Source organism: Acinetobacter sp. NEB149 (assembly GCF_012516415.1).
Taxonomy (GTDB): domain Bacteria; phylum Pseudomonadota; class Gammaproteobacteria; order Pseudomonadales; family Moraxellaceae; genus Acinetobacter; species Acinetobacter lwoffii_V.
On sequence record NZ_CP051208.1, the window covers coordinates 752654 to 775553 of the forward strand.

Here is a 22900-nt window from a genome sequence, read left to right on the forward strand (position 1 = left end):
AAAAAACCTCCAAAATGTTTTTACATTCCGGGGGTTTTTCTTTTAATATCAGATGTATAAAAGTATAAAAAATTGGGGTCGTCATGCAGCAGACAGCAGACGGTATTCGTGTCAGTGAGTCATTATTTCCAGCTGCTTCAAGTTTTTCGACTGAAGCCACGCCTTCGGTCAGACCGAAATATCAGCGATATGGATTCAGATTTCATGGCAGTGCATCCGAATATTTTGGTATCTGGATGGTGAATCTGATGCTGACCATTGTGACATTGACCTTGTACAGTCCTTGGGCCAAAGCACGCCGTATGCGTTATTTCTACGGCAATACCCAATTTTTAAAACATCGCTTCGACTTTGTGGCCATGCCGAGCCGGATCCTGCTGGGTCGTCTGTTTGCACTGGAACTGTATCTGGTCACCGTTGTACTGACCAACTATTCAATCCTTGCCACCAGTTCTTTATTGATGGTCGCTGCGCTGTGTTTGCCCTGGCTCATTCGGATGACGCTGAAATTCAAGGCTAGAAATAGCAAATATGGCAATGTGCGTTTTTATTTTAATGGCAGCAACCGCGAGGCTTATAGGGTCTTATTTCTGGCCATCCTGATCAATATCTTTACTTTGCTGCTGTTTAGTCCGGTGATGATCTGGCTCTATAAACGCTATTGCTTTAATCATTTATCGATTGGTCAGTTGCAATTCAAGCTGAATATTAACTGGTCCAAGTTTATGTCTGCCGTTTATCTGCCCTTGGGTGTTTGCCTGCTGGTTGGTATTGGCTGGCTTGCAGCAGTAGTGTACTGGGTGGACCGGATTGGAACCAATTTGTTTAGTCTGGGTTTACTGCTTAGCTATCTGCTTTGTCTGGCGCTGGTCTGGCCGGTCATTTCTGCACGTTTATACCTCATTACCTGGAATCATGTGGAGCTTGGTCAAAGTTACTTTAAAACACGGGTAACTACCTGGCGTTATAGCTGGATTGTGCTGAGCAACTGGATAGTGCGTGTTCTTAGTCTGGGCTTAATGACGCCTTGGGCTGCCATCCGTTTATATGAATATCAGTTGAACCATCTGGAACTCTATGTAGCAGACGATGAAACTAATCTTGAGCATATCTTGCAACCTGACCCGAGTGCTTTGGCTGATGAAATCCTGGACGTATTTGATTTCGATGCATCGCTATAGGAGTAAATGTGATGAAACGACCTGTCGAAGTTAAGTTTTATGACGGAATTCTCGCTGAAGCCCGCCGTGCCTGGATTGTACCGGATCAGCAACAAGGGATTGCCCTGAAACTTGATGAGGATGTTCCAGCACAAGTTAGCGATGCAGATTTTTATTTTGCTTATCCGGACATGGCCTACATTGGTGGTGTCGGTGGTCGTAAACCGATTATTGAGTTGCCTGAAGAGCGTCGGATTGAGTTTTTAAGCAAAGCGCCGCATTGGCTCGGGATTAAGCATAAAGATATTTATCATGCGATCTGGAAGTTTGAACGTTCACCAATCCTGATTTTCTTTTCCATGATCATCGTGATTAGTGCAGTGATTGTGATTTTAAAATGGGGGATTCCTTATACTGCCAAACAGCTGGCAAAACTTCTTCCGGAGCAGACTCTGGTTGAAGTAGGCAACCGGACAGAGCAGCAGTTAATTGCCCAGACCCAGCCAAGTACACTCCCGGCAGAACAGCAGATGCGATTAAAAACTTTGTATGAACAAAAGATTGCTGTAGGAAAACCTGCAAAAATTATTTTCCGTCAAGGTGGATCAAGCATGGGCATGAATGCCGCAGCCATCCCGAATAACACCATTATTGTGACTGATGAACTGGTGAAAATCAGCGGCACCGATGAGGAAGTCCTCGCAGTACTGGCCCACGAACAAGGCCATCTGGTACAGAAGCACAGCATGCAAAAAGTGATTTCTAATCTGGGTGTCGCGGGACTGTTTGCCTTGGTGACTGGAGATTTAAGTGATGTGGTCACAGCCTCTGTAGTCGTGTTGACCGATGCCGGATATTCGCAGGCGATTGAACTGGATGCCGATGACTATGCCATGCAGCATTGGCATCAACAGCAGATTTCCAGTATTCACTTGTCTAATTTTTTGCAGCGGGTGGAAAATGCCAGAATACTGGCAGAGGAATCGCAAACCTTAAAAATGAAAAATTTCACTCTCAATATCGATGGAAAAGACCGGCATCTGACAGAAACCGAACTGAAATGGATTCGCCTGATCGGGAAGTTTAAAAAATATCTGGAATCACATCCCGAACTGGATAAAAGAATTGAGCGTATTCATGCCTTTAATGAACAGGCGAATCATCGTATTTAGTTTCTGATCATTGCTATGCCTTGATCATCAAGGCATTTTAGTCCCTATCTTTGCCAGTCGGCAGTCAGATGTTCCTGTCCCATACGGATCAGATGATCCAGCACGACATTTTCGAGTTTATTCAGGTCAGTAAATTCATCTGTGCTTTGAATCGTTACGGTAAGATGATCTGCCTCTGGGATCAGGTTCACTTCCGCACTTGGAAAATGAATCAGGAAATTTTGTTCGGTTTCATCAATATTAAATTTATGTTTCCAGTGATTGGCCAGGCGTTTGGCAATTCGTGAAGCTTGTTGCGTCTGGATATGGGCAATACTTTTCATCAGTCTTCTACACTATTCATCATTATCCTGCACTTTAAACCAGGCGGTGATGTCGGCATAAGCCTCAAAGCGTTACACAGCGTTTTAATCTTGCAACATCGAATCACAGTAGCCGGAGCGGATTTGATATAATAGGAAAAATCCAATTTCAACAAGCCAGGTTCTCCCATGTCCAAGCCTTATTTAATTGCCCCTTCTATTTTATCTGCTGACTTTGCCCGTTTAGGTGAAGAAGTCGAGAACGTGTTGGAAGCAGGTGCAGACGTTGTCCATTTTGATGTCATGGATAACCATTATGTGCCGAACCTGACTTTTGGTGCGGGTGTTTGCAAGGCCTTGAAAAATTATGGGATCAAGGCGCCAATTGATGTGCATTTGATGGTTAAGCCGGTGGATCGCATGATCGGAGATTTCCTTGAAGCAGGTGCTGATATCATCACTTTCCATCCGGAAGCTTCTGACCATATTGACCGTTCTTTACAGTTGATCAAGTCGGGTGGTGCCAAAGCGGGCTTGGTATTTAATCCGGCAACGCCACTGCATTACCTTGATTATGTGCTGGATAAAGTCGATCAAATCCTGCTCATGAGCGTGAACCCGGGCTTTGGCGGACAGAAATTTATTCCAATGACTTTGGATAAATTGCGTCAGGCACGCAAACTGATCGATGCTTCAGGTCGTGATATTCGTCTGGAAGTCGATGGTGGCGTTACGCCAAGCAACATTCGTGAAATTGCCGAAGCGGGTGCCGATATGTTTGTAGCTGGTTCAGCTATTTTTGGCAAGCCGGATTATAAAGCTGTGATTGATGAAATGCGTACGGAATTAGCGAGAGTAGGGCAGGTTCAACTGTAATCGTTAAAAACTCATAAGTGCATAAATATGTGGATAACTTTATGGATAAGTGTGTAGATATCTATGTTGATAACCATATGGATATGTTGCATAAAATGTAATCGTTTGTAGCCTGATTGATTGCGATTTAGACAAAATTTGTATAAAAAGAACTCAAATCGGGTTCTTTTTTATTGCTTATAACCCTTGTGTTTGGTGGTTATTTATTCACCATAGGTTGATAATGGAACCAGGCAAAAAGTGATCAATGTGTCGTATATTTGTGTTTCATTATGTAATTTCTCCAGACAAAGTTTAAATTTAATTGATGTGTATAACTTAATATTCTGAGTCCATTCTCATGTAATTGTTGTGAATGAATTGCCCGATTATTAGAACTATTTCTGACTTGGCATTTTCAAAATCTACCATAACCAGAGTAGCCATGAATGTCGTGAAGATTTGAGTAAGACAAAGTTAAGTTGTATCTCGATAAGTGATGTTTTGTAAAAATAGCCAGATTGCTGAAACGCGGTTTTATCAAATTTTTACACCTAGGAGGAACGACCTCCCTTGTGAATTACGTATCGGAATTTACAGGAAAAATCGTCAGGACGGCCTGATTCTTATATAAAAGGAGGAGGCTGCATGGCCTGGATCGTACTTATTCTTGCGGGTATTTTTGAAATCGTTTGGGCATATTCGATGAAGCTGTCTGAAGGATTTACCAAACTCACTCCAAGTATTATTACCATTGTCTTCATGGTACTCAGTTTTGCTTTACTGGCTTATGCGATGCGTACTTTGCCGCTAGGTACAGCCTATACGATCTGGACCGGGATTGGTGCAGTGGGTTCATTTCTCATCGGTATTTGGGTTCTGGGTGAACCTGCTACAGCATTGCGTATGCTGGCTGCCGTACTCATCATTTCCGGTCTGGTACTGATGAAAGTATCCTCTTCATAATTTGTTTCTGCCTGTCTCGGTGAACTGGGTTAATATAGAAAATGAACTCAGTGATTGGGACAGGGCGCCATCATGAACTTAAGTTATCTCTATATGGATTCTCCCGTAGGTCAGCTACAACTGGTCGCGAATGAAACCGCGCTGGTGGCTGTGCTTTGGGACTGTGAACAGCCGAATCGGGTGAAACTGGCGACCTTGGTTGAAGATCCGCAGCATCCGGTTTTGATTGAAACCAGACGTCAGCTCCAGGAATATTTTGCCGGTCAGCGCAATGTTTTTGACCTGCCTTTGGACTTTGCCGGTACTGATTTTCAGAAAAAAGTTTGGCAGGCGCTACTGAATATTCCCTACGGACAGACCCGAAGCTATCGTGACATTGCTGAACAGGTGGGTAATATCAAGGCAGTACGCGCCGTGGGTGCAGCCAATGGCAAAAACCCGATTTCGATTATTGCACCCTGTCATCGGGTGATTGGTCGCAGTGGCAAGCTGGTAGGATTTGCCGGTGGTTTGGATAAAAAAGAAATCCTGTTAAATATTGAGCGAACGCATTAATATTTAAACACTTAAAACAAATGAAAATTAGAATATGGAACATTCTACCATACAGCTATTAAGTCCATTCTGGTCCAGCTTAGGGTGGATTCTTCTGCTTTTCTTTGGCGTGATGATTTTTAAATTATTCAAGCCATTTTTAAAAGGGAAATTAGGAGAATTTGCGGTTGCTGCCCATGTCAAACTGTATTTAAAAGATCTTCAATATATTCTGCTCAATGATTTGACTCTTCCAGACGGGACAGGCGCGACCACGCAGATCGATCATCTGTTATTAAGTCCTTACGGAATATTTGTGATTGAGACTAAAAACTATAAAGGCTGGATATTTGGAAACGAGCGACAAAAAACCTGGACCCAGAAAATCTATAAACACAGTTATAAATTTCAGAATCCGATTCATCAAAACTATAAGCACATCAAAGTATTGGAGCAGCTACTGGCAAATATTGTGGAACCAGATCTTTTGCATTCTGTGATTGTATTTATGCCAGATGCCGTGTTTAAAACGCCGATGCCAAATCATGTATTTCGGGGGGCGGGCTGGACCGACTATGTGAAAAGTTTTGATCAACAGATGATTTCTGAAACGAAATTAAAACGGATACAACTGCGGCTAGAAAAAGAAGTTTTAGAAAAATCTTGGAAAACTAATCGGGAGCATGTAGAAAATTTAAAGCAGCTTAAGCAGTCATAAGCTTTTACGAGTCCATAAAAAAGCCTTTAAATCATTCAAAGGCTTTTTGGTTTTAAATATTTGAAGCTTTCAGTTTTTCGGTAATCTCGGCCAGAACTTTAATCCGTTTTACTTCATCCCATAATGCTTTGGCTTCAGGATAATGTTTCGACATCATGCCGAGCCATTGCTTGTAACGACCGACCATCCCGATCTCAGTTTTGGCTGGGCCGTTGATAAAACGAATTTGCAGTTGTAGCAGTTCATTCCATTTCATCAAAGGTGCATCCGAGTTTTGACGGATACATTGAGTCAGGTCGGGTGTGGTCACTGCACCACGGCCAATCATCAGGTCTTCGCAACCGGATTCCAGACGGCACTGTTTGGCATCGGCATTGTTCCAGATTTCACCATTGGCGATCACATTGATCTTAAGTGTCTCACGAATCGGTTGTAGCTGGTCCCAGAATGCGGGCGGAGTATAGCCATCGGCTTTGGTGCGCGCATGAACGGTAACCCACGCTGCTCCAGCATCTTCAATGGCATGGGCATTTTCCAGCATGAAATTACGGTCCATATAACCCAGACGCATTTTGGCAGAAACCGGAATATGTGCAGGAACGGCATCACGCACGGCTTTAACCAGCTCATGTACGACTTCGGGTTCATCTAAAAGGACTGAGCCCCCGCGATGACGGTTCACGGTTTTGGCCGGACAGCCAAAATTCATGTCAATTGCCGGTGCACCCATGGCTGCCACTTTGGCGGCATTCGCTGCCAGCATCTCCGGATTATTTCCTAAGAATTGGACATGTACCGGTGTACCTGCTGCCGTCTTGCCATCATTCAACAGTTCCGGGCAGTAAGTATGATAAATATGATCGGGCAGAAGGGAATCGGTGACACGGATAAACTCGGTCACACACCAGTCAAAGCTACCTACGGATGTCAGCACATCACGCATAATCGGATCGGTTAAGCCTTCCATGGGAGCAAGCACAAGTTTCAACGGTGCACACCTGTAAATTTAAAACGGTGTTATACGTTTTTTTAGGCAGCCTGTCTAGGCTGGATCGGAATTGAATGATGAGTACCTGAAAATTGAACTTTTTGGGCTGATATAAAAAGGCCTTTAATGTGGATTAAAGGCCTTTAAAAGTGAAGCTTAGGATGATTTAGCGATATCCAGCTATTTTAATCAGCCAGTTTCTCGACTTTCATACTCTCACGATAATACTGACAGCCCTTGTACAACAGGAAGCAACCAATCAATCCGGCAATCGCATTGACGATCGAGATCGAGTTACCAACCATTAAGGTATTCTGGAAATATTTATCCGTGATTAATGCCACAGCGGTGGTTCCGACGCCTAAGGCAATCAGGTTTGAAACCAGCAGGAACTTGGCAGATACCTGTGCGCGTAGCTGGTTTGGTGTCAGCATTTGCGTAGCAGCAGCCGATGCAGGAATCGGGAAAGTGGAGAAGAACATCGCCACAAAAATCAGCGCAAATGAAAGCTGCATATTATCGACCTGAGTAAACAGCACACTCGGAATAATCAGCGCTGCACAGCCAATCGCACCGGTACGAATTGCAGCATCGCTATAGCCACGTTTCGAGAAGAAGTCGATCAACCAGCCACAGAATAAGGCACCCGAAGTATTCGCGACTAGAATAATCGTACCGAGGATATAACCGGTTTGACTCGCATCCAGACCGAAATTACGCATGTAATAGGCAGGTGCCCAGCCCAGCAGCGAATACAGCATCATGGTGTAAAAAGAAAAGCCAATAAAATGACAGAAGAAGGTCTTTTTATGTGTCTTGATAAAACCAATCGAATTTTTGAAAGAGGCTTTAATGACCTGGCCATCCTGATCGACTTTCATACCCTTACGTGCAGGTTCACGCACCGTCAGCACCATGAGTAGGGCTAGTAATACGCCTGGAAGACCCACAATCATAAAGGTAAGTTGCCAGGTTTTCACTTCACCAATGAGGGGTAAGGCTACGAAGCTGACATCTTTTAGCAGGCCAATCACATAGCCGCCAATCAGGAAAGCTAGGCCCGAACCAATAAAGGCACCAATCGCATATACACCGAGTGCACGGCCTAATTTATCTTTCGGAAATAAATCGGCAACGATTGAATAAAAGGCAGGGGAAAGCGCAGCTTCACCGGCACCCACACTCAGACGTGCAATAAACATTTGAATAAAGTTTTTACTGAGGCCACAAGCCGCTGTAGCGAGACTCCAGAATGCAATCCCGGTTGCAATAATTTTAATCCGTGACTTTTGATCCGCCAATGCGGCAATGGGCAAGCCCATAATGGCATAAAATAAGGAGAAGGCCAGACCCTGTAACAGACTAAACTGAGTATCGCTCAGCATTAAATCGGCTTTAATCGGTTCAATCATGAGCGATAAAATTTGACGGTCTACAAATGACAGAATGTAAGCCATCATACAAATGACCACCACATACCATTGATAGGTGCTGCTTTCCGGTGGCGGTTCAATCTGTTCAGACAGCGGCACAGCCGTTTCTGTCGGTGTAGGCTCAAAATTTTGATTTGTTGGTTGAATCGTCCTTTCAACCATTTCTAGGTTCAGCGATTTATCATTCATCATGCAACATCCTGTGCTGATCGTTTGAGATATTTATTTGATACTTTTAATATGCTTGTTATTTTTATATTGTATCGTATTTAATTAATCTAGAGCCTAAATAGAGAGACGTCAATCTGTTTTTAAAAATAGATACAAATAATTTTTAAAGGCAAAAAAAAGGAATCATAATGATTCCTTTTTTTGAGTTTAAATTTTTAGCCACGCTCAACCAGCGTTAAAATATCGTAGGTTGCAACCAGTTCATTGCGTTGGTTTTTTACTTTAATATCCCAGACCACGACACCATGTGGCTTCTGTGCCGGATCGCGCAGTGCTTTTGGAGTTTTCTGCTTACAGGTCAGTTCTACCTGAATGGTATCGCCAATTTTCACCGGTTCTACAAAGCGCAAGTTGTCCATGCCATAGTTGGCAATGACTGGGCCCTGAGCGGCATCAACGAATAAACCGGCCGCAGCAGATACCACAAAGTAGCCATGGGCAACACGTTCACCAAACAGCGATTCTGCTGCAGCAATCTTGTCCATATGCGCATAGAAGTGATCACCGCTCAGACAGCCGAAATTCACCAGATCTGCTTCGGTCACGCTACGTCGTGCAGTCAGTAAACGCTCGCCTATACGCAATTCATCAAATGATTTTTTAAAAGGATGCACGCGGTCTTCAAAGACTTGAGCTCCAGCCGTCCAGCTATGGCCGACTTGGGTCATGGCATTTGGCGAGCCTTGAATCGCAGTACGTTGCATATAATGTTTGACTGCGCGCAAGCCACCGAGTTCTTCACCACCACCGGCACGTCCTGGCCCACCATGCACCAGTAAGGGCAATGGCGAACCATGTCCGGTACTTTCTTTGGCACTTTCAGCATCCAGAATGTGTACACGACCATGCCATGGCGAAATTTTGCTGAGCAGTTGTTCAATATTTTCATCGGTATTGCGTACGATGGATGCCACCAGACTACCTTCGCCACGTGCCACCAGGTCAGCAAGTTGAGCCAGGTCAGTATATGGCATTAAAGTCACTACAGGTCCAAAGGCTTCAATCTTATGGATATTTTCTGCCTGAGCTGGCACTTTGCATACCAAAACTGTCGGTGGATAGCATGCAGACTTTTCAGCGTTTTGTACTTGAATCTTAAAGTCCTGACGCAAGTGGCTACCGAATACGATCTCTGCATCCTGGCTGAGCTGTTCAACTTTTGCCGCGACATCATATTTCTGTTTGACGCTGGCCAAAGCACCCATCGTCACGCCTTCCTGAGCCGGATCACCCACAACGACTTTTTTCAGTTTTTCAATTAGGCGACTCTGTACGGTGTCCAAAAGTTCAGCCGGAATGAATGCACGACGAATTGCGGTACATTTTTGTCCGGCTTTAGAGGTCATTTCACGGAAAACTTCACGGACGAATAAATCAATCGTTTCATCATTGGCTTGCGCCGTCAAAATTGCACTGTTGACCGAGTCTGCTTCCATGGTGAATGGAATCGAGTAGGCATTGAGGTGCGGATGAGAACGGAGTTTTTGTCCTGTTGATGCTGAACCGGTAAAGGTGACCGTATCTTGAGGATTTAAATGATCAAATAAATCATAAATCTGACCGCAAATCAGCTGAAGTGAACCTTCTGGTAAAAAGCCGCTTTCATGAATAGCTTTGACCACGGCGTGGGTCAGCTCGGCACCTTCTGTTGCCGGTTTGACAATACAGGGTACGCCTGCCAGCAGTGTCGGTGCGATTTTTTCCAGCATGCCCCAGATCGGAAAGTTAAAGGCATTGATATGCACGGCGACACCGGCTTTAGGCGTCAGAATATGTTTCGCGCCAAAGCTACCTTGCTTAGAAAGAGGAATCCAGGCATCTTCGACCCATGCTGTTTCATCACTCAGTTCACGACGCACCAAACTCGAATAAGCATATAAGGTGCCAATCCCGCCTTCAATATCAATCCAGGCATCTTTACGGGTACAGCCGGTTGCTTTGGCAAGCTCATAAAAGTCTTCTTTGCGTTCCATCAAATACTGAGCCACTTGCTTCAGTGCATTGGCACGTTGATGGAAGGTCCATGTGGCAATAGTCGCGCCTTTTTGTTTGGCATACTTCACCACGGCTTGGGTATCGATGCCCTGACTGCCGACCTGATAAACCGCTTCACCGCTAATGGCATGATAAACCGTACGTAAATCGGCTTGCGCTGCGTATTCCTGGCCGTACACCAGTGAAGATAAGCTTTTGATGGCAATAGGATTATGGGTTGATGCAGTATCTTGATAATCCGTTGTGCTTGAGCTGCTGTCTAACTCTAACATTGTAAAAACTCCATTTATGATACGTTTTGAGATGTATTTTAATTTTGATGTTTCATAATTTGTGTTGAAAAATTGAAAATGTCAATCATAAATCTGTATTTAAAAATGCGTAACAATAAAATAAAAAATATTAAGTTATATAAAACAAATATTTATTAAAAATAAGGGGTGAAAATTAAATGATACCAATAAATAGATATTGATTTTAATTTCGTATCGTTTTAATTTGAGTGTATCAACACTTGGGATAAGTGAGGGAACAATGAATAATCAACAACAAATCTTTGATCAAAAGATTGAAAAGGACATTTCTATCGAGCCGAAGGACTGGATGCCGGATGCTTATCGTAAGACCTTGATTCGTCAGATCGGTCAGCACGCACACTCTGAAGTGGTGGGCATGTTGCCGGAAGGCAACTGGATTACCCGTGCACCGACTTTGAAACGTAAAGCCGTACTGATGGCAAAAGTCCAGGACGAAGCCGGTCATGCTTTGTATCTGTATAGTGCCGCAGAAACCCTTGGTGCCGATCGTGACGATATGATGGATAAACTGATTGCTGGTCGCATGAAATATTCTTCCATTTTTAACTATCCAACCCTGAGCTGGGCCGATGTTGCAGCGATTGGCTGGCTGGTGGATGGTGCAGCAATTGTCAATCAGGTTGCACTTTGCCGTACGTCTTACGGTCCTTATGCACGTGCCATGGTGCGTGTCTGTAAGGAGGAAAGTTTCCATCAGCGTCAGGGCTTTGAAGCCATGATGGAACTGGCCAATGGTACATCGGAACAAAAGCAGATGGCACAGGATGCCGTGAACCGTTTCTGGTGGCCGGCACTGATGATGTTTGGTCCAAGTGATGATAATTCACCGAACAGTGCACAAAGCATGCAGTGGAAAATTAAATTATTCAGCAACGATGAGCTACGTCAGAAATTTGTCGATAACACCGTATCGCAAGTCTTACAGCTGGGTTTAACCGTTCCAGATCCAGACCTCAAATTCAATGAAGCAACCGGACATTACGAATTTGGTGAAATCAATTGGGATGAGTTTTTTGCGATTCTTGCAGGCAAGGGACCGTGTAACCATGAGCGTATCGAAGCACGTCGCAAAGCCTGGGAAGGCGGCAAGTGGGTACGTGATTCAGCAGCAGTCTATGCGCAGAAACAGCAGCAACAGTCAGCAGCACAAAAAGTTGCTTAAAAAATAGTTTGATCAATATAAGGAAATTTGCTCATGAATAACAAAAATAACTGGTCACTTTATGAAGTGTTTGTGCGTAGTAAACAGGGTCTGAGTCACCGTCATGTCGGCAGCCTGCGTGCACCGGATGAGGAAGTCGCACTACAAAATGCCCGCGATGTATATACCCGCCGCAATGAAGGGATCAGTATCTGGGTGGTGAAATCTGAATTGATTACCTCTTCACAGCCAGATGAAAAAGCAGAATTTTTTGAACCCGCTTTGGACAAGGTTTATCGCCATCCAACCTTTTATAACATTCCAGCTGGCATCGAGCACATGTAAAGGGAAAGGTGAAGATTATGACAAATCAAGTATTGGCAGAATTTCTTTTACATGTGGGTGACAGTCAACTGATCCTGTCACATCGTTTGGCAGAGTGGTGTGGTCATGCACCTGAACTGGAGCTGGATATTGCCTTGGCCAATATCGGACTGGATTTATTGGGTCAGGCACGTACTGCCCTCAGTCTGGCGGGTGAAGTGGAAGGACAGGGTCGTGATGAAGACAAGCTGGCTTATTTCCGCACCGAGCGTGAATACCGTAATTTGCTGCTGTGCGAACAGCCGAATGGTGATTTTGCCCAGACTTTGGTACGCCAGTGGTTGATGGATCATTACCACACTTTATTATTTAGTGCTTTAACTGAAAGTCAGCATGCTGAGTTGGCTGCCTTTGCAGTGAAATCACTCAAAGAAGTGAAATATCACCAGCGTTTTTCCACCACCTGGATGGAACGCTTAAGTTTAGGTACCGCAGAAGCGCATGAAAAAACCCAGCAAGGTCTAAACCAGTTATGGCGTTTTACCGAAGAACTTTTTGTTCTGACGGCAGCTGAAAAACAACTAGTCGATAGCGGTGTCATTCCAGAGATTGAAAATTTAAAAGTCCAGTGGCTGGAGACCATTACAGCCGAGCTGGCGCGATTTGAATTAAGCCTGCCAGAGCTGGGTGCTTATCGCAGTGGGGCTAAACAGGGTTTACATACAGAACATCTCGGTTTTGTTTTGGCTGAACTGCAATACATGCAGCGCTCTTATCCAAACATGAACTGGTAATTCGGCACAATCACAGGGAGTGAGTCGCATGAATCTGATTCGACACGTAGAAGATCAATGTTGGGACGTTTTACAGCAGGTTTCTGATCCAGAGATTCCAGTATTGTCAGTAATTGATCTGGGCATGATTCGTGGCGTCGAGCTGAATCAGCAGGATGAAATTGTGGTGCGACTCACGCCGACCTATAGCGGCTGTCCGGCCACGGATTTATTAAAAGCAGAAATTACCCAGGCTTTCGAGGCGAACGGTTTGACGCCGGTCAAAGTCATTGTGGATCTGTCTCAAGCCTGGACTACGGACTGGATGAGTGAATCGGGCAAACACAAATTACAGCAATATGGTATTGCCCCGCCGCAAGGCCAGTCACATAGCTGTGGTACGCATGTGGCATTGACCGATGGCATCACCTGTCCACAGTGCTTAAGTAACAACAGCAAATTATTAAGTGAATTCGGTTCGACCGCCTGTAAAGCTTTATATCAATGTCGGGACTGCTTAGAAACTTTTGACTATTTCAAATGTATTTGATTGTAACGATTGCGCGGTGGGCAGGGTAAACCAATAACAAGCCTGAACACCGCCACCTAAAAGAAGGATTTTGCCATGAGCCAATTTATACCATTAACCATTAAATCGATTCAGCCACAAACCGAGCAAGCGATCTGCATTGCCTTTGATCTCGCGCCTGAGCAGTTGGATACTTTTCAATATCAGCCGGGTCAGCACCTCACCATTCGTCATTTAACCGATGACGGCGAGCTGCGCCGCTGCTACTCGATTTGCAGTGATACTCAGGAAGACATGAGCATTGCGATTAAAAAAATTGATCAGGGTCAGTTTTCAACCTGGGCCAATGCGCATCTCAAAGCGGGCGATGTACTAGAAGTCATGCCACCGCAAGGGGTGTTCTTTCAGAAAGCCGCCAAGGCTGGTGGCCAGAATTATCTAGGATTTGCAGCAGGCAGTGGCATTACGCCAATTTTATCGATTGTAAAGTCGGTGTTGAACCGTCAAACGGACGCAACATTCACTCTGGTATATGGTAACCGCTCCTGGAAACAGACCATGTTCTCTGAACAGATCATGGACTTGAAAGACCGTTTTAAGGAACGTCTGCAACTGGTAAATATTTTTTCACGTGAACTGAATGACAGTGACATCTTTAATGGTCGGATTGATGCAGACAAATTGCAGCAGTTATTTCAGGCCAATCTGATTTCTGCCGAAGCAGATCACTGTTTCGCTTGCGGTCCTGAAGAAATGATGACAGCAGTCGAAACGGTATTACCGACTTGGGGTATTCAGCGCAGCAAGATTCACACTGAACGCTTCAATACGGGCACTACACCAAGAGCAACCGCCCAGCAGATGGAAAGCCGTAGCGAAGAACGCGTCAATATTGTTCTGGATGGTCGTGAGCTGATTGTTGAAGTCTCCAAACAGGATGACAGTATTTTAGATGCTGCGCTACGTGCCGGAGCCGACCTGCCATATGCCTGTAAGGGCGGCGTTTGTGCCACCTGTAAATGTAAGGTGTTAGAGGGACAGGTTGAAATGGCGGTGAATTACAGTCTGGAAGAAGATGAAATTCAGAAAGGCTATGTGCTCAGTTGTCAGGCACGTCCAACCACGGCCAATGTCCGACTCAGTTTTGATGAATAAAAGCTGAATTTACAGCACCGCGAGCATAGCAGGAGTTCAAGGATGACCTACATTAAAACCAGCTCACCCAAGCCGGGTGTGGTACTGATCGAGCTAAATCGTCCAGAAAAGCGCAATGCTTTAAACAATGCCACCTTGCAAAATATTGCAGCCTGTCTACAGGACTTGGAAACAGATGCTGCTGTGAAAGCTGTGGTCATCACCGGAAATACGCAATGCTTTGCTGCCGGTGCTGATTTAAATGAGCTGGCGCAGTTAGATGTGGTCAGCATCCAGCAAGACCAACGCCCACTGCTCTGGAAAAAAATTGATGAATTTTCCAAGCCTTTAATCATGGCCGTAAATGGTTATGCTTTTGGTGCAGGTTTCGAGTTGGCTTTGCATGGTGACATGGTGCTGACCGGAGAAAATGCCCAGTTTGCCTTGCCTGAAATCGGTTTAGGTATGTTGCCGGGTGCCGGTGGAACCCAGCGTCTGGCCCGTCTGGTCGGTCAGCAATTAACGATGCGCTGGGCCATGACTGGTGAAATGATTTCGGCACAAACAGCCTTGCAACATGGCATTAGTAGCCAGGTTTGTCCGGCAGGATTGACCGTGCAATACGCACTGGAACTGGCAGAAAAAATTGCCAAGCAGGCACCGCTGGCCATTCGTGCCATCAAGCAATCTTTAAAGTCGATCCATGAAGTGACTTTAAGTCAGGGGTTGAAATTGGAACGTCAACATTTTGTCTGGCTGGCTGCAACCCAAGATCGCCAGGAAGGCATTAATGCATTTTTAGAAAAAAGAAAACCAGAATTTAGAGGTGTGTAATGGATTATCAAACAATTATTGTCGAAGAAAAAAATGCAGTGGGCTACCTGACCTTTAACCGTCCAAAACAGCTCAACAGTTTTAATGAAACCATGCATCAGGAAGTCTCCAAGGTCATCAAGGCCTGGGCCAAAGACAGCCAGATTCGTGCCGTGGTGATTTCAGCTGAAGGCCGTGGTTTCTGTGCCGGTCAGGATCTGAATGACCGTGTGGTCGATCCGAATGCCGATGCACCGGACTTAGGCCTATCGATTGAAAAATATTACAACCCTTTGATCAAGCTGATTACCGAAATGCCTAAACCGGTGATTTGTGCCGTGAATGGTGTGGCAGCAGGGGCAGGTGCCAATATTGCCCTGGCTTGTGACATTGTGGTGGCAGCAAAATCGGCTTCCTTTATTCAGGCTTTTTGCCGTCTAGGTTTAGTACCAGATTCAGGCGGTACCTGGTTCTTGCCGCGTCTGGTTGGCCGTGCCCAGGCGATGGGCCTTGCCATGCTCGGCGATAAAATTCCGGCTGAGCGCGCAGTACAACTGGGCATGATCTGGCAAGTGGTTGAAGATGAACAACTGCAAGCAGAAGCGAAAAAACTGGCAGAGCATCTGGCACAGCAACCGACCTACGGTCTGTCCCTGATCAAAAAAGCCATCCATGCCGCAGCCGACAATAATCTGGATGAGCAGCTCATTCTGGAACGTGACCTGCAACGTCTGGCTGGACGTTCAACCGACTATAAAGAAGGTGTACAAGCCTTTATGCAGAAGCGTACCCCTGAATATAAAGGATGCTAAATCATGCAACAGATCAATTTGGAACAAGTCAAAGTTGCTGTGGTCGGTGCTGGAACCATGGGGATTGGCATTGCGCAACTAGCCGCCATGCACGGGCATCCGACCTATGTGTTTGATCTCGATCGCAGCAAAGTTCAGAGTGCCTTGACTGCTTTAGAGGCGCAGCTGAGCAAGCGCGTACAAAATGGCAAAATGACCCAGCAATTGCTGGAGAGTACCTTCGCCAATCTGATCGTGGCAGAGGATATTCAGCAGCTTGCCGATGCGGGCTTGATTATTGAAGCCATTGTCGAGAAGAAAGAGGTCAAACAAAACCTGTTTCAACAGCTGGCTGCCATTTGCCCGGAACAGACAATTTTTGCTTCCAATACTTCTTCGATTTCCATTACCGCAATTGCCTCGGCGATTCCGAATCCGGAACGGGTGATTGGGCTGCATTTCTTTAATCCGGCGCCGGTGATGAAACTGGTCGAGATTATCCGCGGCCTGAAAACTTCAGCAGTCATTGCCGATGCTGTATTTGATCTAATGAAGCACTGGAACAAGGTTCCGGTACGAGCCAAATCGACACCCGGTTTTATCGTCAATCGTGTCGCACGACCGTATTATGCCGAAGCCTTTCGTGCCTTGCAGGAAAATGCTACCACACCCGAACAGCTCGATTACATCATGCGCGAATGTGGCCGTTTTGCCATGGGACCGTGTGAACTCACCGACCTGATTGGTCAGGATGTGAATTTCTCGGTCACACAAAGTGTCTATCAGGAATTTTTCTATGAGCCACGCTACCGCCCATCCTTGATTCAAAAAGAGCTGGTCGATGCCGGCTGTTATGGCCGCAAGTCCGGTCAGGGTTTTTATGATTATACGCAGTCCCAGCCTGCACCTGTATATGAATTGCCAGTGTGTTATGCCAAGTCGCTGAATAAGCTCAAAGTCACGATAAAAGGTGAATGGCTGCATTCAGCAGCACTGATTGAACGTTTAAAACAGGCCTCTCATGTGGAGCTGAGTTTTCAGGCGGCAGAACAGAATGAAATCCTGATTGGTGATCTTTCCCTGCGATTATCGCTCGGCGAGTCGGTTGAACTGGCTTATCCGCATGAGCCTGTGGTGTTGATGGATTGGCATGCAGATTGGGAAAATGCCCAATCGATTCCAGTCGTTGCATCACCAGCATGTAGTGCTGAACAACGCCAGGCAGTGGAGCTATTCCTCATAGGTATGGATATGATACCTATTTGGTCTAAGGATCATCCCGGTCTTTATGTTATACGTAGTATTGCCATGTTGGTGAATGAAGCCTGTGAAGCGGTATTGCATGATATTGCATCAGAGCAAGATATTGATTCTGCTATGAAATATGGCGTGAATTATCCTTGTGGTCCATTCGAATGGGCAGATAGAATTGGATATTACACAATTTTACAAATTTTAGAAAATATGTATCGTATTTATGGTGAAGACCGCTATAGAACTAGTATATATTTAGCAAAGAAAGCGGTGCAGGGACATGCACAGAAAACTCAGCAGCAACCATTACGTGTTGCTGGCTAAAAGGAAGAATCATGGAACAGGTTTATATTTTTGATGGAATTCGCACCCCGATCGGACGCTATGCCGGTGGACTGAGCAGCATTCGTGCTGATGATCTGGCAGCGCTACCGATTCAATATCTGAAAGATCAGCATCCGGCCTTGCCATGGGCAGAACTGGATGAAGTGATCCTAGGCTGTGCCAATCAGGCCGGTGAAGATAACCGCAACGTGGCGCGTATGGCTGCTTTACTCGCAGGGTTGCCTGAATCTGTTTCAGCACTGACCCTAAACCGTTTATGTGCCTCAGGTCTGGATGCCATTGGACTGGCAGCCCGTGCCATCAAATCGGGTGAGGCCCAATTTATTTTGGCGGGTGGCGTAGAATCCATGAGCCGAGCGCCTTTCGTGCAATCCAAACCTACAACTGCCTTTAGCCGTACCCCTGAAATTTATGACACCACCATTGGCTGGCGTTTTATCAACCCAAAATTTAAAGCGCAGTTTGGCGTCGACAGCATGCCGGAAACAGCCGAAAACGTCGCTGAGAAATACCAGATTAGCCGCGCAGATCAAGATCTATTTGCCTATCACAGCCAGCAGAAAACTGCAGTAGCTCAACAGAAGGGTATTTTTGTCGAAGAAATTCTGCCAGTAGAGGTTAAAGGTCCGAAGAAAACCACTCTGACCATTTCCCAAGACGAGCACCCGCGTGCAGAAACGACGCTGGATAATCTGGCAGCCTTGAAAACCCCATTTCGTAAAGAAGGCGGTTCAGTCACCGCTGGTAATGCTTCGGGTGTTAATGACGGGGCGGCTTGCGTATTACTCGGCAATCAGCAGTTTGCTGAGCAGTATGGTTTGCGCCCGAAAGCTAAAGTGATTGGAATGGCCAGTGCCGGTGTGGAAGCCAAATATATGGGCATTGGGCCGGTGCCAGCAGTACATAAAGTGCTGAAACAGACTGGACTCAGTCTGGAACAGATGGACGTGATTGAGCTGAATGAAGCTTTTGCTGCGCAGTCACTGGCCGTGATTCGTGAACTCGGCTTGCAAGACGATGATTCCAGAATTAACCCGAATGGCGGTGCCATCGCCTTGGGTCATCCGCTGGGTATGAGTGGCACCCGTCTGGTGATCACGGCCATGAAAGAACTAAAACGCCGTAAAGGCAAATATGCACTCTGCACCATGTGTGTCGGTGTGGGTCAAGGTGTGGCACTGGTTTTAGAAAATATGGATTAAACACATCATTCAATCAATGAATTAAACCGTGGTCAGGAAGACTGCGTCAGGAGTAAGAATATGAATAACAATGCAATGGAAAAAATTGAAAAAGTATCGGTTGATGAGTTACGCAGTGTTCAGCTACAGCGTATGAAAAAGACGTTGCAACATGCTTATCAGAATAGCCCGGTTTATAAAAAGAAATTCGATGATGCTGGCGTGCATCCAGACGATTTTAACTCACTGGAAGATCTGGCCAAATACCCGTTTACCACCAAACAGGATTTACGTGATAACTATCCGTTTGGCATGTTCGCTGTGCCACAGGAACAGATTGTACGTGTGCATGCATCTTCTGGCACCACCGGTCAGCCGACCGTAGTCGGTTATACCCAAAATGATATTAATGTCTGGTCAGATGTAGTGGCGCGTTCATTACGTGCAGCCGGCTTGAGCAGTAAAGATATCATCCAGGTGTCTTACGGTTATGGTCTGTTTACCGGTGGTTTAGGCGCGCATTATGGCGTTGAACGCTTGGGTGCAACCGTGATTCCAATGTCTGGCGGACAAACCGATAAACAGGCGCAACTGATTCATGACTTTAAACCAACAGCACTGATGGTTACGCCATCTTACTGCCTGAACATTATTGAAGCGCTTGAGAAGAAATTTGGCACAGCCAAAAACTGTTCGATTAAAACCGGTGTCTTTGGTGCAGAGCCATGGACCAATGAAATGCGCAAGGAAATTGAAGAGCGTTTAGGCATTGATGCGCTGGATATTTATGGTTTATCAGAAGTGATGGGGCCGGGCGTAGCGATGGAATGTCTGGAATCCAAAGATGGCCCAACCATTTGGGAAGATCATTTCTATCCTGAAATTATCCATCCGGAAACTGGCGAAGTGCTGCCAGATGGCGAACTGGGTGAACTGGTCTTTACCACCATTACTAAAGAAGGCATGCCGGTAATCCGTTACCGTACCCGTGACCTGACCCGTTTATTGCCAGGCACGGCACGCACCATGCGCCGTATGGACAAGATTGTCGGCCGTAGTGATGACATGATGATTATTCGTGGGGTCAATGTGTTCCCGTCGCAGATTGAAGAGCAGATTTTACAGATCCAGCAACTCATCCCAAACTATCAGATTCAGATTTGCAAACAAGGACATCTGGATACATTGCATATCCGTACCGAAATGCGTAAAGATAGCAGTGACATTATGGCGCATCAGCTGGCAACTCAGCTGAAAAGCCAGATTAAAACCATGGTCGGAATCACCGTAAGTGTCGAAGTGTTGCCTGAAGGCAGTCTGCCACGCTCTGAAGGTAAGGCACAGCGCGTTTTTGATATCCGCAAGTCTGCATGAAGTACTATTGGATGATAGCCAAATGGTCTATCATCCAGTTTCTATAAGGTAAAGTTAAACGCAATGAATCCGAAATTAAAACAAATAATTGATGACTTTATTCAAACTGAAGCACTCAGCGGAACCTCATTAATCATGACCATCTTCGGTGACTGTATTTTTCACCGAGGGGGCATCATCAGTCTGGCCAGTCTGATTCAGCTCATGGATGTCTTCGGGTTTAATGAACGATCAGTACGGACTGCCGTATTCCGTCTGGTCCAAAATGGCTGGCTGATGTCTGAGAAAATTGGTCGCACCAGTTATTATCGCGTAACCGAAAGCAGCCGCCAGCGTTTTATTATGGCAGATCAAAAAATTTATAGTTTTCAGCATACCGAATGGGATCAGAAATGGGATCTGGTGCTACTCAGTTCAGTGGAACTGGAAAATAAACTGGTTCTGAAAAAAGAACTGGAATGGCTGGGCTTTGCCAATATCGCCACCAATGTCATGGCCTATCCGGGCTGTGATCATCAGAAACTGCAAAACCTGCTGCTGAACCTGAAAATGACCGACCAAGTCGTGGTGTTTAAAGCTGAAACTTTGCAGCTCTGGCAGGAATCCTATCCAACTGTAAAACGCATGGTTGCCACCAATTGGCCGGTGCAGGAACTGCATCAGCGTTATGAAAAATTCATTGCGGATTTCCGGGAATTCTTTCATCTGGTGGAACAGGAAGATGAACTGGATCCGGTTCAGGCTTTTCAGCTGCGAATTTTGCTGATTCATCAATTTCGCCGGATTTTACTAAAAGATCCAAATCTGCCTTTTGAATTATTGCCATCCAACTGGCTTTCCCTGAATGCCCGTAATCTGAGCAGTAATTTATATCAAACGGTGGTTGCGGCAGGGGATGAGTTCTTTATGGAGATCGCACGAACTTCGGAAGGTTCGATGCCGCCGGTACATCCACAATTTTATAAACGTTTTGGCGGTTTACGACTGGAAGCCGTTAGCTAATCTAATTCTGCATTTTTAAAGGAATAAAATAATGCCGTGTTATGCCATTGCTGGTGTGATTCCTGTGGTCAACCCTCGCGCTTATGTGCATCCGCAAGCCGTTCTGATTGGGGATGTGGTGATTGAAGAGGGCGTATATATCGGGCCTTTTGCTACTTTAAGAGCCGACTTTGGTGGGATTCATATCCAGAAAAATGCCAATGTTCAGGATTCCTGTACCATTCATGGCTTTCCCGGTAGCGTCACGCTGGTCGAAGAATATGGTCATATCGGACATGGCGCGATTTTACATGGCTGTATCATTCGCAAAAATGTACTGGTGGGCATGAACAGCGTAATTCTGGATGAAGCCGAGATTGGTGAAAATACCATTATCGGTGCCAATAGTATGGTTAAAGCCAAAGCCCAGATTCCTGAAAATTCACTGGTGCTCGGTAGTCCGGCGCGGGTTATCCGTCCCTTGGACGCCAAAGAAATTGCCTGGAAAAGCAAAGGGACGCAGGAATATATTCAGCTGACAGAGCGCTGTCTTTCCTCAATGCAGGAGGTGATTCCGTTAACAGAAGTCTCCACAGACCGGCTGAGTTACAAAGCGTTTAAGGCAGAGTATCAGATCAAGCAGAATAGCTTGAATGACTAAGTCAGGAACATGATTCTATTCATTGGATGAATTCTGCATTTTAAAAACAGGAAGTGACTGAAACCAAATTCCAACTGCATTCCCTGACTGGCTATTTAGACTGAAATAAAACTGGTCTGGAAAGCATATATGGAAAACAGGGAATTTAAAGATTATTTCTCCCAACAGTCACAGGATTATGCCTTGTTTCGTCCGCATTATCCGGATGCATTGGGAAAGCTATTGGCAGAGCTGTCACCAAGTACCAAATTGGCTGTAGATGTCGGCTGTGGTTCTGGACAGCTTTCAGAAGTTTTGGCGAATTACTTTGATCAGGTGATGGCTATTGATGCGAGTAGTGAGCAGATTGCTCAGGCCAAACCGCATCCAAAAATTCAGTATGGTCAGGCATTCGCTGAAGATATCCCGTGTGCTGACCAGAGTGTTGATCTGATTTCGGTGGCTCAAGCAGCGCATTGGCTCGATCTGGAAAAATTTTATGCAGAGGTTCGCCGTCTTGCCCGGCCTAATGCCGTTCTGGCTTTAATTAGCTATGGCGTGTTCAGTGTGGATGAGCCCCATCTGGATCATTATTTTAAGCATTTTTATGAGGTAACGCTTGCATCGTACTGGCTGCCTGAACGTCGCCATGTAGATGAAGGATATAAAAATCTCCCATTTCCATTTCAGGAAATGGTGATTCAGCCACCGGTATTACAGGTTGAATGGAATTTTTATCAGTTAATTGGTTATATGAGTACTTGGTCAGCCGTGAAAGCAGCCACTCAAGCACTTGGACATAATCCATTAAATGCACTGGCAGATGCCTTATTGCCAGAATGGGAAGATCCAGAATTGCCTAGAGTGATTCGCTGGCCATTGTCAGTGCGTGCGGGGCGTATAATCGTTTAAAGAATATTCAAGCTAAAGCCTGTTTATTGGACAATGA

The 22900-nt window shown here is 45.5% G+C and carries 23 protein-coding genes; 19 read left to right on the forward strand and 4 right to left on the reverse strand.

The window, feature by feature from the left end; genetic code table 11:
- The first annotated feature begins 83 nt into the window (after positions 1–83).
- Positions 84–1181, forward strand: a complete 1098-nt coding sequence (locus HGD77_RS03505; RefSeq protein WP_168730694.1) for a YjgN family protein — start codon at positions 84–86, stop codon at positions 1179–1181.
- An 11-nt stretch (positions 1182–1192) separates the two neighbouring features.
- Entirely contained in the window at positions 1193–2332 is a 1140-nt protein-coding gene (locus HGD77_RS03510) for a M48 family metallopeptidase (protein WP_168730695.1), read from the forward strand.
- Between the two features lie 44 nt (positions 2333–2376).
- Here the strand turns inward: HGD77_RS03510 and HGD77_RS03515 are convergent, their stop codons facing one another.
- Positions 2377–2655 carry a DUF2218 domain-containing protein gene (locus tag HGD77_RS03515; RefSeq protein WP_004730701.1) on the reverse strand — a complete coding sequence of 93 codons (279 nt, stop codon included), beginning with the start codon at positions 2653–2655 and terminating at the stop codon, positions 2377–2379.
- Positions 2656–2823: 168 nt separating this feature from the next.
- On the opposite strand from HGD77_RS03515, the gene rpe reads away from it, so the two are divergent.
- The 4 genes from rpe (at position 2824) to HGD77_RS03535 (ending at position 5707) form a co-directional block, all read left to right on the forward strand.
- Positions 2824–3510, forward strand: coding sequence for a ribulose-phosphate 3-epimerase (gene rpe, locus HGD77_RS03520; protein WP_005247170.1), 687 nt, complete (start codon positions 2824–2826; stop codon positions 3508–3510).
- A gap of 627 nt (positions 3511–4137) precedes the next feature.
- Positions 4138–4455, forward strand: a complete 318-nt coding sequence (locus HGD77_RS03525) for a DMT family transporter (RefSeq protein WP_168730696.1) — start codon at positions 4138–4140, stop codon at positions 4453–4455.
- 72 nt (positions 4456–4527) lie between these two features.
- Complete coding sequence (locus HGD77_RS03530) at positions 4528–5010, forward strand: methylated-DNA--[protein]-cysteine S-methyltransferase (protein WP_168730697.1); 483 nt, start codon at positions 4528–4530, stop codon at positions 5008–5010.
- Positions 5011–5044: 34 nt separating this feature from the next.
- Positions 5045–5707: a nuclease-related domain-containing protein gene (locus HGD77_RS03535; RefSeq protein ID WP_168730698.1), complete on the forward strand. Its 663-nt coding sequence runs from the start codon at positions 5045–5047 to the stop codon at positions 5705–5707.
- 52 nt (positions 5708–5759) lie between these two features.
- On the opposite strand, the gene HGD77_RS03540 is transcribed toward HGD77_RS03535, so the two are convergent.
- The 3 genes from HGD77_RS03540 to paaZ form a co-directional block, all read right to left on the reverse strand.
- Positions 5760–6695: a tRNA-dihydrouridine synthase gene (locus HGD77_RS03540; protein WP_216077186.1), complete on the reverse strand. Its 936-nt coding sequence runs from the start codon at positions 6693–6695 to the stop codon at positions 5760–5762.
- Between the two features lie 185 nt (positions 6696–6880).
- Positions 6881–8320 (reverse strand): spinster family MFS transporter, encoded by a 1440-nt coding sequence (locus tag HGD77_RS03545; RefSeq protein WP_168730699.1) that lies wholly within the window; start codon positions 8318–8320, stop codon positions 6881–6883.
- 194 nt (positions 8321–8514) lie between these two features.
- Complete coding sequence (gene paaZ, locus HGD77_RS03550) at positions 8515–10626, reverse strand: phenylacetic acid degradation bifunctional protein PaaZ (RefSeq protein WP_168730700.1); 2112 nt, start codon at positions 10624–10626, stop codon at positions 8515–8517.
- A gap of 262 nt (positions 10627–10888) precedes the next feature.
- On the opposite strand from paaZ, the gene paaA reads away from it, so the two are divergent.
- The 13 genes from paaA (at position 10889) to HGD77_RS03615 (ending at position 22863) form a co-directional block, all read left to right on the forward strand.
- On the forward strand, positions 10889–11833 hold the full coding sequence (gene paaA / locus HGD77_RS03555) for a 1,2-phenylacetyl-CoA epoxidase subunit PaaA (protein ID WP_168730701.1): 945 nt from the start codon (positions 10889–10891) through the stop codon (positions 11831–11833).
- A 33-nt stretch (positions 11834–11866) separates the two neighbouring features.
- Entirely contained in the window at positions 11867–12157 is a 291-nt protein-coding gene (paaB, locus tag HGD77_RS03560) for a 1,2-phenylacetyl-CoA epoxidase subunit PaaB (RefSeq protein ID WP_004279183.1), read from the forward strand.
- A 17-nt stretch (positions 12158–12174) separates the two neighbouring features.
- Complete coding sequence (gene paaC, locus HGD77_RS03565) at positions 12175–12930, forward strand: 1,2-phenylacetyl-CoA epoxidase subunit PaaC (RefSeq protein ID WP_168730702.1); 756 nt, start codon at positions 12175–12177, stop codon at positions 12928–12930.
- A gap of 28 nt (positions 12931–12958) precedes the next feature.
- A complete protein-coding gene (gene paaD, locus HGD77_RS03570; protein ID WP_005247163.1) occupies positions 12959–13459 on the forward strand; it encodes a 1,2-phenylacetyl-CoA epoxidase subunit PaaD in 501 nt (166 codons plus the stop codon).
- 75 nt (positions 13460–13534) lie between these two features.
- The gene (locus HGD77_RS03575; RefSeq protein ID WP_168730703.1) at positions 13535–14593 is read left to right on the forward strand and encodes a 2Fe-2S iron-sulfur cluster-binding protein; all 1059 of its coding nucleotides are present in this window, start codon (positions 13535–13537) and stop codon (positions 14591–14593) included.
- A 42-nt stretch (positions 14594–14635) separates the two neighbouring features.
- Positions 14636–15406, forward strand: a complete 771-nt coding sequence (locus tag HGD77_RS03580; RefSeq protein ID WP_005104871.1) for an enoyl-CoA hydratase-related protein — start codon at positions 14636–14638, stop codon at positions 15404–15406.
- Positions 15406–16197, forward strand: a complete 792-nt coding sequence (paaG, locus tag HGD77_RS03585; RefSeq protein WP_168730704.1) for a 2-(1,2-epoxy-1,2-dihydrophenyl)acetyl-CoA isomerase PaaG — start codon at positions 15406–15408, stop codon at positions 16195–16197. The genes HGD77_RS03580 and paaG overlap by 1 nt, the downstream gene beginning before the upstream one ends.
- A gap of 3 nt (positions 16198–16200) precedes the next feature.
- On the forward strand, positions 16201–17754 hold the full coding sequence (locus tag HGD77_RS03590) for a 3-hydroxyacyl-CoA dehydrogenase (RefSeq protein ID WP_168730705.1): 1554 nt from the start codon (positions 16201–16203) through the stop codon (positions 17752–17754).
- 11 nt (positions 17755–17765) lie between these two features.
- The gene (gene pcaF, locus HGD77_RS03595) at positions 17766–18977 is read left to right on the forward strand and encodes a 3-oxoadipyl-CoA thiolase (RefSeq protein ID WP_168730706.1); all 1212 of its coding nucleotides are present in this window, start codon (positions 17766–17768) and stop codon (positions 18975–18977) included.
- Between the two features lie 60 nt (positions 18978–19037).
- Complete coding sequence (gene paaK, locus HGD77_RS03600) at positions 19038–20330, forward strand: phenylacetate--CoA ligase PaaK (RefSeq protein WP_114541382.1); 1293 nt, start codon at positions 19038–19040, stop codon at positions 20328–20330.
- A gap of 63 nt (positions 20331–20393) precedes the next feature.
- The gene (paaX, locus tag HGD77_RS03605) at positions 20394–21332 is read left to right on the forward strand and encodes a phenylacetic acid degradation operon negative regulatory protein PaaX (protein ID WP_004279192.1); all 939 of its coding nucleotides are present in this window, start codon (positions 20394–20396) and stop codon (positions 21330–21332) included.
- Positions 21333–21363: 31 nt separating this feature from the next.
- The gene (locus HGD77_RS03610; RefSeq protein ID WP_168730707.1) at positions 21364–21972 is read left to right on the forward strand and encodes a DapH/DapD/GlmU-related protein; all 609 of its coding nucleotides are present in this window, start codon (positions 21364–21366) and stop codon (positions 21970–21972) included.
- A gap of 129 nt (positions 21973–22101) precedes the next feature.
- Positions 22102–22863 carry a class I SAM-dependent methyltransferase gene (locus HGD77_RS03615; RefSeq protein WP_168730708.1) on the forward strand — a complete coding sequence of 254 codons (762 nt, stop codon included), beginning with the start codon at positions 22102–22104 and terminating at the stop codon, positions 22861–22863.
- Positions 22864–22900 lie beyond the last annotated feature (37 nt).

Excerpts from the sequence above, each read along its gene's own strand:
- HGD77_RS03505 (WP_168730694.1), top strand. The coding sequence starts at position 84 with ATGCAGCAGACAGCAGACGGTATTCGTGTCAGTGAGTCATTATTTCCA.
- HGD77_RS03510 (WP_168730695.1), top strand. The coding sequence starts at position 1,193 with ATGAAACGACCTGTCGAAGTTAAGTTTTATGACGGAATTCTCGCTGAA.
- HGD77_RS03515 (WP_004730701.1), bottom strand. The coding sequence starts at position 2,655 with ATGAAAAGTATTGCCCATATCCAGACGCAACAAGCTTCACGAATTGCC.
- rpe (WP_005247170.1), top strand. The coding sequence starts at position 2,824 with ATGTCCAAGCCTTATTTAATTGCCCCTTCTATTTTATCTGCTGACTTT.
- HGD77_RS03525 (WP_168730696.1), top strand. The coding sequence starts at position 4,138 with ATGGCCTGGATCGTACTTATTCTTGCGGGTATTTTTGAAATCGTTTGG.
- HGD77_RS03530 (WP_168730697.1), top strand. The coding sequence starts at position 4,528 with ATGAACTTAAGTTATCTCTATATGGATTCTCCCGTAGGTCAGCTACAA.
- HGD77_RS03535 (WP_168730698.1), top strand. The coding sequence starts at position 5,045 with ATGGAACATTCTACCATACAGCTATTAAGTCCATTCTGGTCCAGCTTA.
- HGD77_RS03545 (WP_168730699.1), bottom strand. The coding sequence starts at position 8,320 with ATGATGAATGATAAATCGCTGAACCTAGAAATGGTTGAAAGGACGATT.
- paaZ (WP_168730700.1), bottom strand. The coding sequence starts at position 10,626 with ATGTTAGAGTTAGACAGCAGCTCAAGCACAACGGATTATCAAGATACT.
- paaA (WP_168730701.1), top strand. The coding sequence starts at position 10,889 with ATGAATAATCAACAACAAATCTTTGATCAAAAGATTGAAAAGGACATT.
- paaB (WP_004279183.1), top strand. The coding sequence starts at position 11,867 with ATGAATAACAAAAATAACTGGTCACTTTATGAAGTGTTTGTGCGTAGT.
- paaC (WP_168730702.1), top strand. The coding sequence starts at position 12,175 with ATGACAAATCAAGTATTGGCAGAATTTCTTTTACATGTGGGTGACAGT.
- paaD (WP_005247163.1), top strand. The coding sequence starts at position 12,959 with ATGAATCTGATTCGACACGTAGAAGATCAATGTTGGGACGTTTTACAG.
- HGD77_RS03575 (WP_168730703.1), top strand. The coding sequence starts at position 13,535 with ATGAGCCAATTTATACCATTAACCATTAAATCGATTCAGCCACAAACC.
- HGD77_RS03580 (WP_005104871.1), top strand. The coding sequence starts at position 14,636 with ATGACCTACATTAAAACCAGCTCACCCAAGCCGGGTGTGGTACTGATC.
- paaG (WP_168730704.1), top strand. The coding sequence starts at position 15,406 with ATGGATTATCAAACAATTATTGTCGAAGAAAAAAATGCAGTGGGCTAC.
- HGD77_RS03590 (WP_168730705.1), top strand. The coding sequence starts at position 16,201 with ATGCAACAGATCAATTTGGAACAAGTCAAAGTTGCTGTGGTCGGTGCT.
- pcaF (WP_168730706.1), top strand. The coding sequence starts at position 17,766 with ATGGAACAGGTTTATATTTTTGATGGAATTCGCACCCCGATCGGACGC.
- paaK (WP_114541382.1), top strand. The coding sequence starts at position 19,038 with ATGAATAACAATGCAATGGAAAAAATTGAAAAAGTATCGGTTGATGAG.
- paaX (WP_004279192.1), top strand. The coding sequence starts at position 20,394 with ATGAATCCGAAATTAAAACAAATAATTGATGACTTTATTCAAACTGAA.
- HGD77_RS03610 (WP_168730707.1), top strand. The coding sequence starts at position 21,364 with ATGCCGTGTTATGCCATTGCTGGTGTGATTCCTGTGGTCAACCCTCGC.
- HGD77_RS03615 (WP_168730708.1), top strand. The coding sequence starts at position 22,102 with ATGGAAAACAGGGAATTTAAAGATTATTTCTCCCAACAGTCACAGGAT.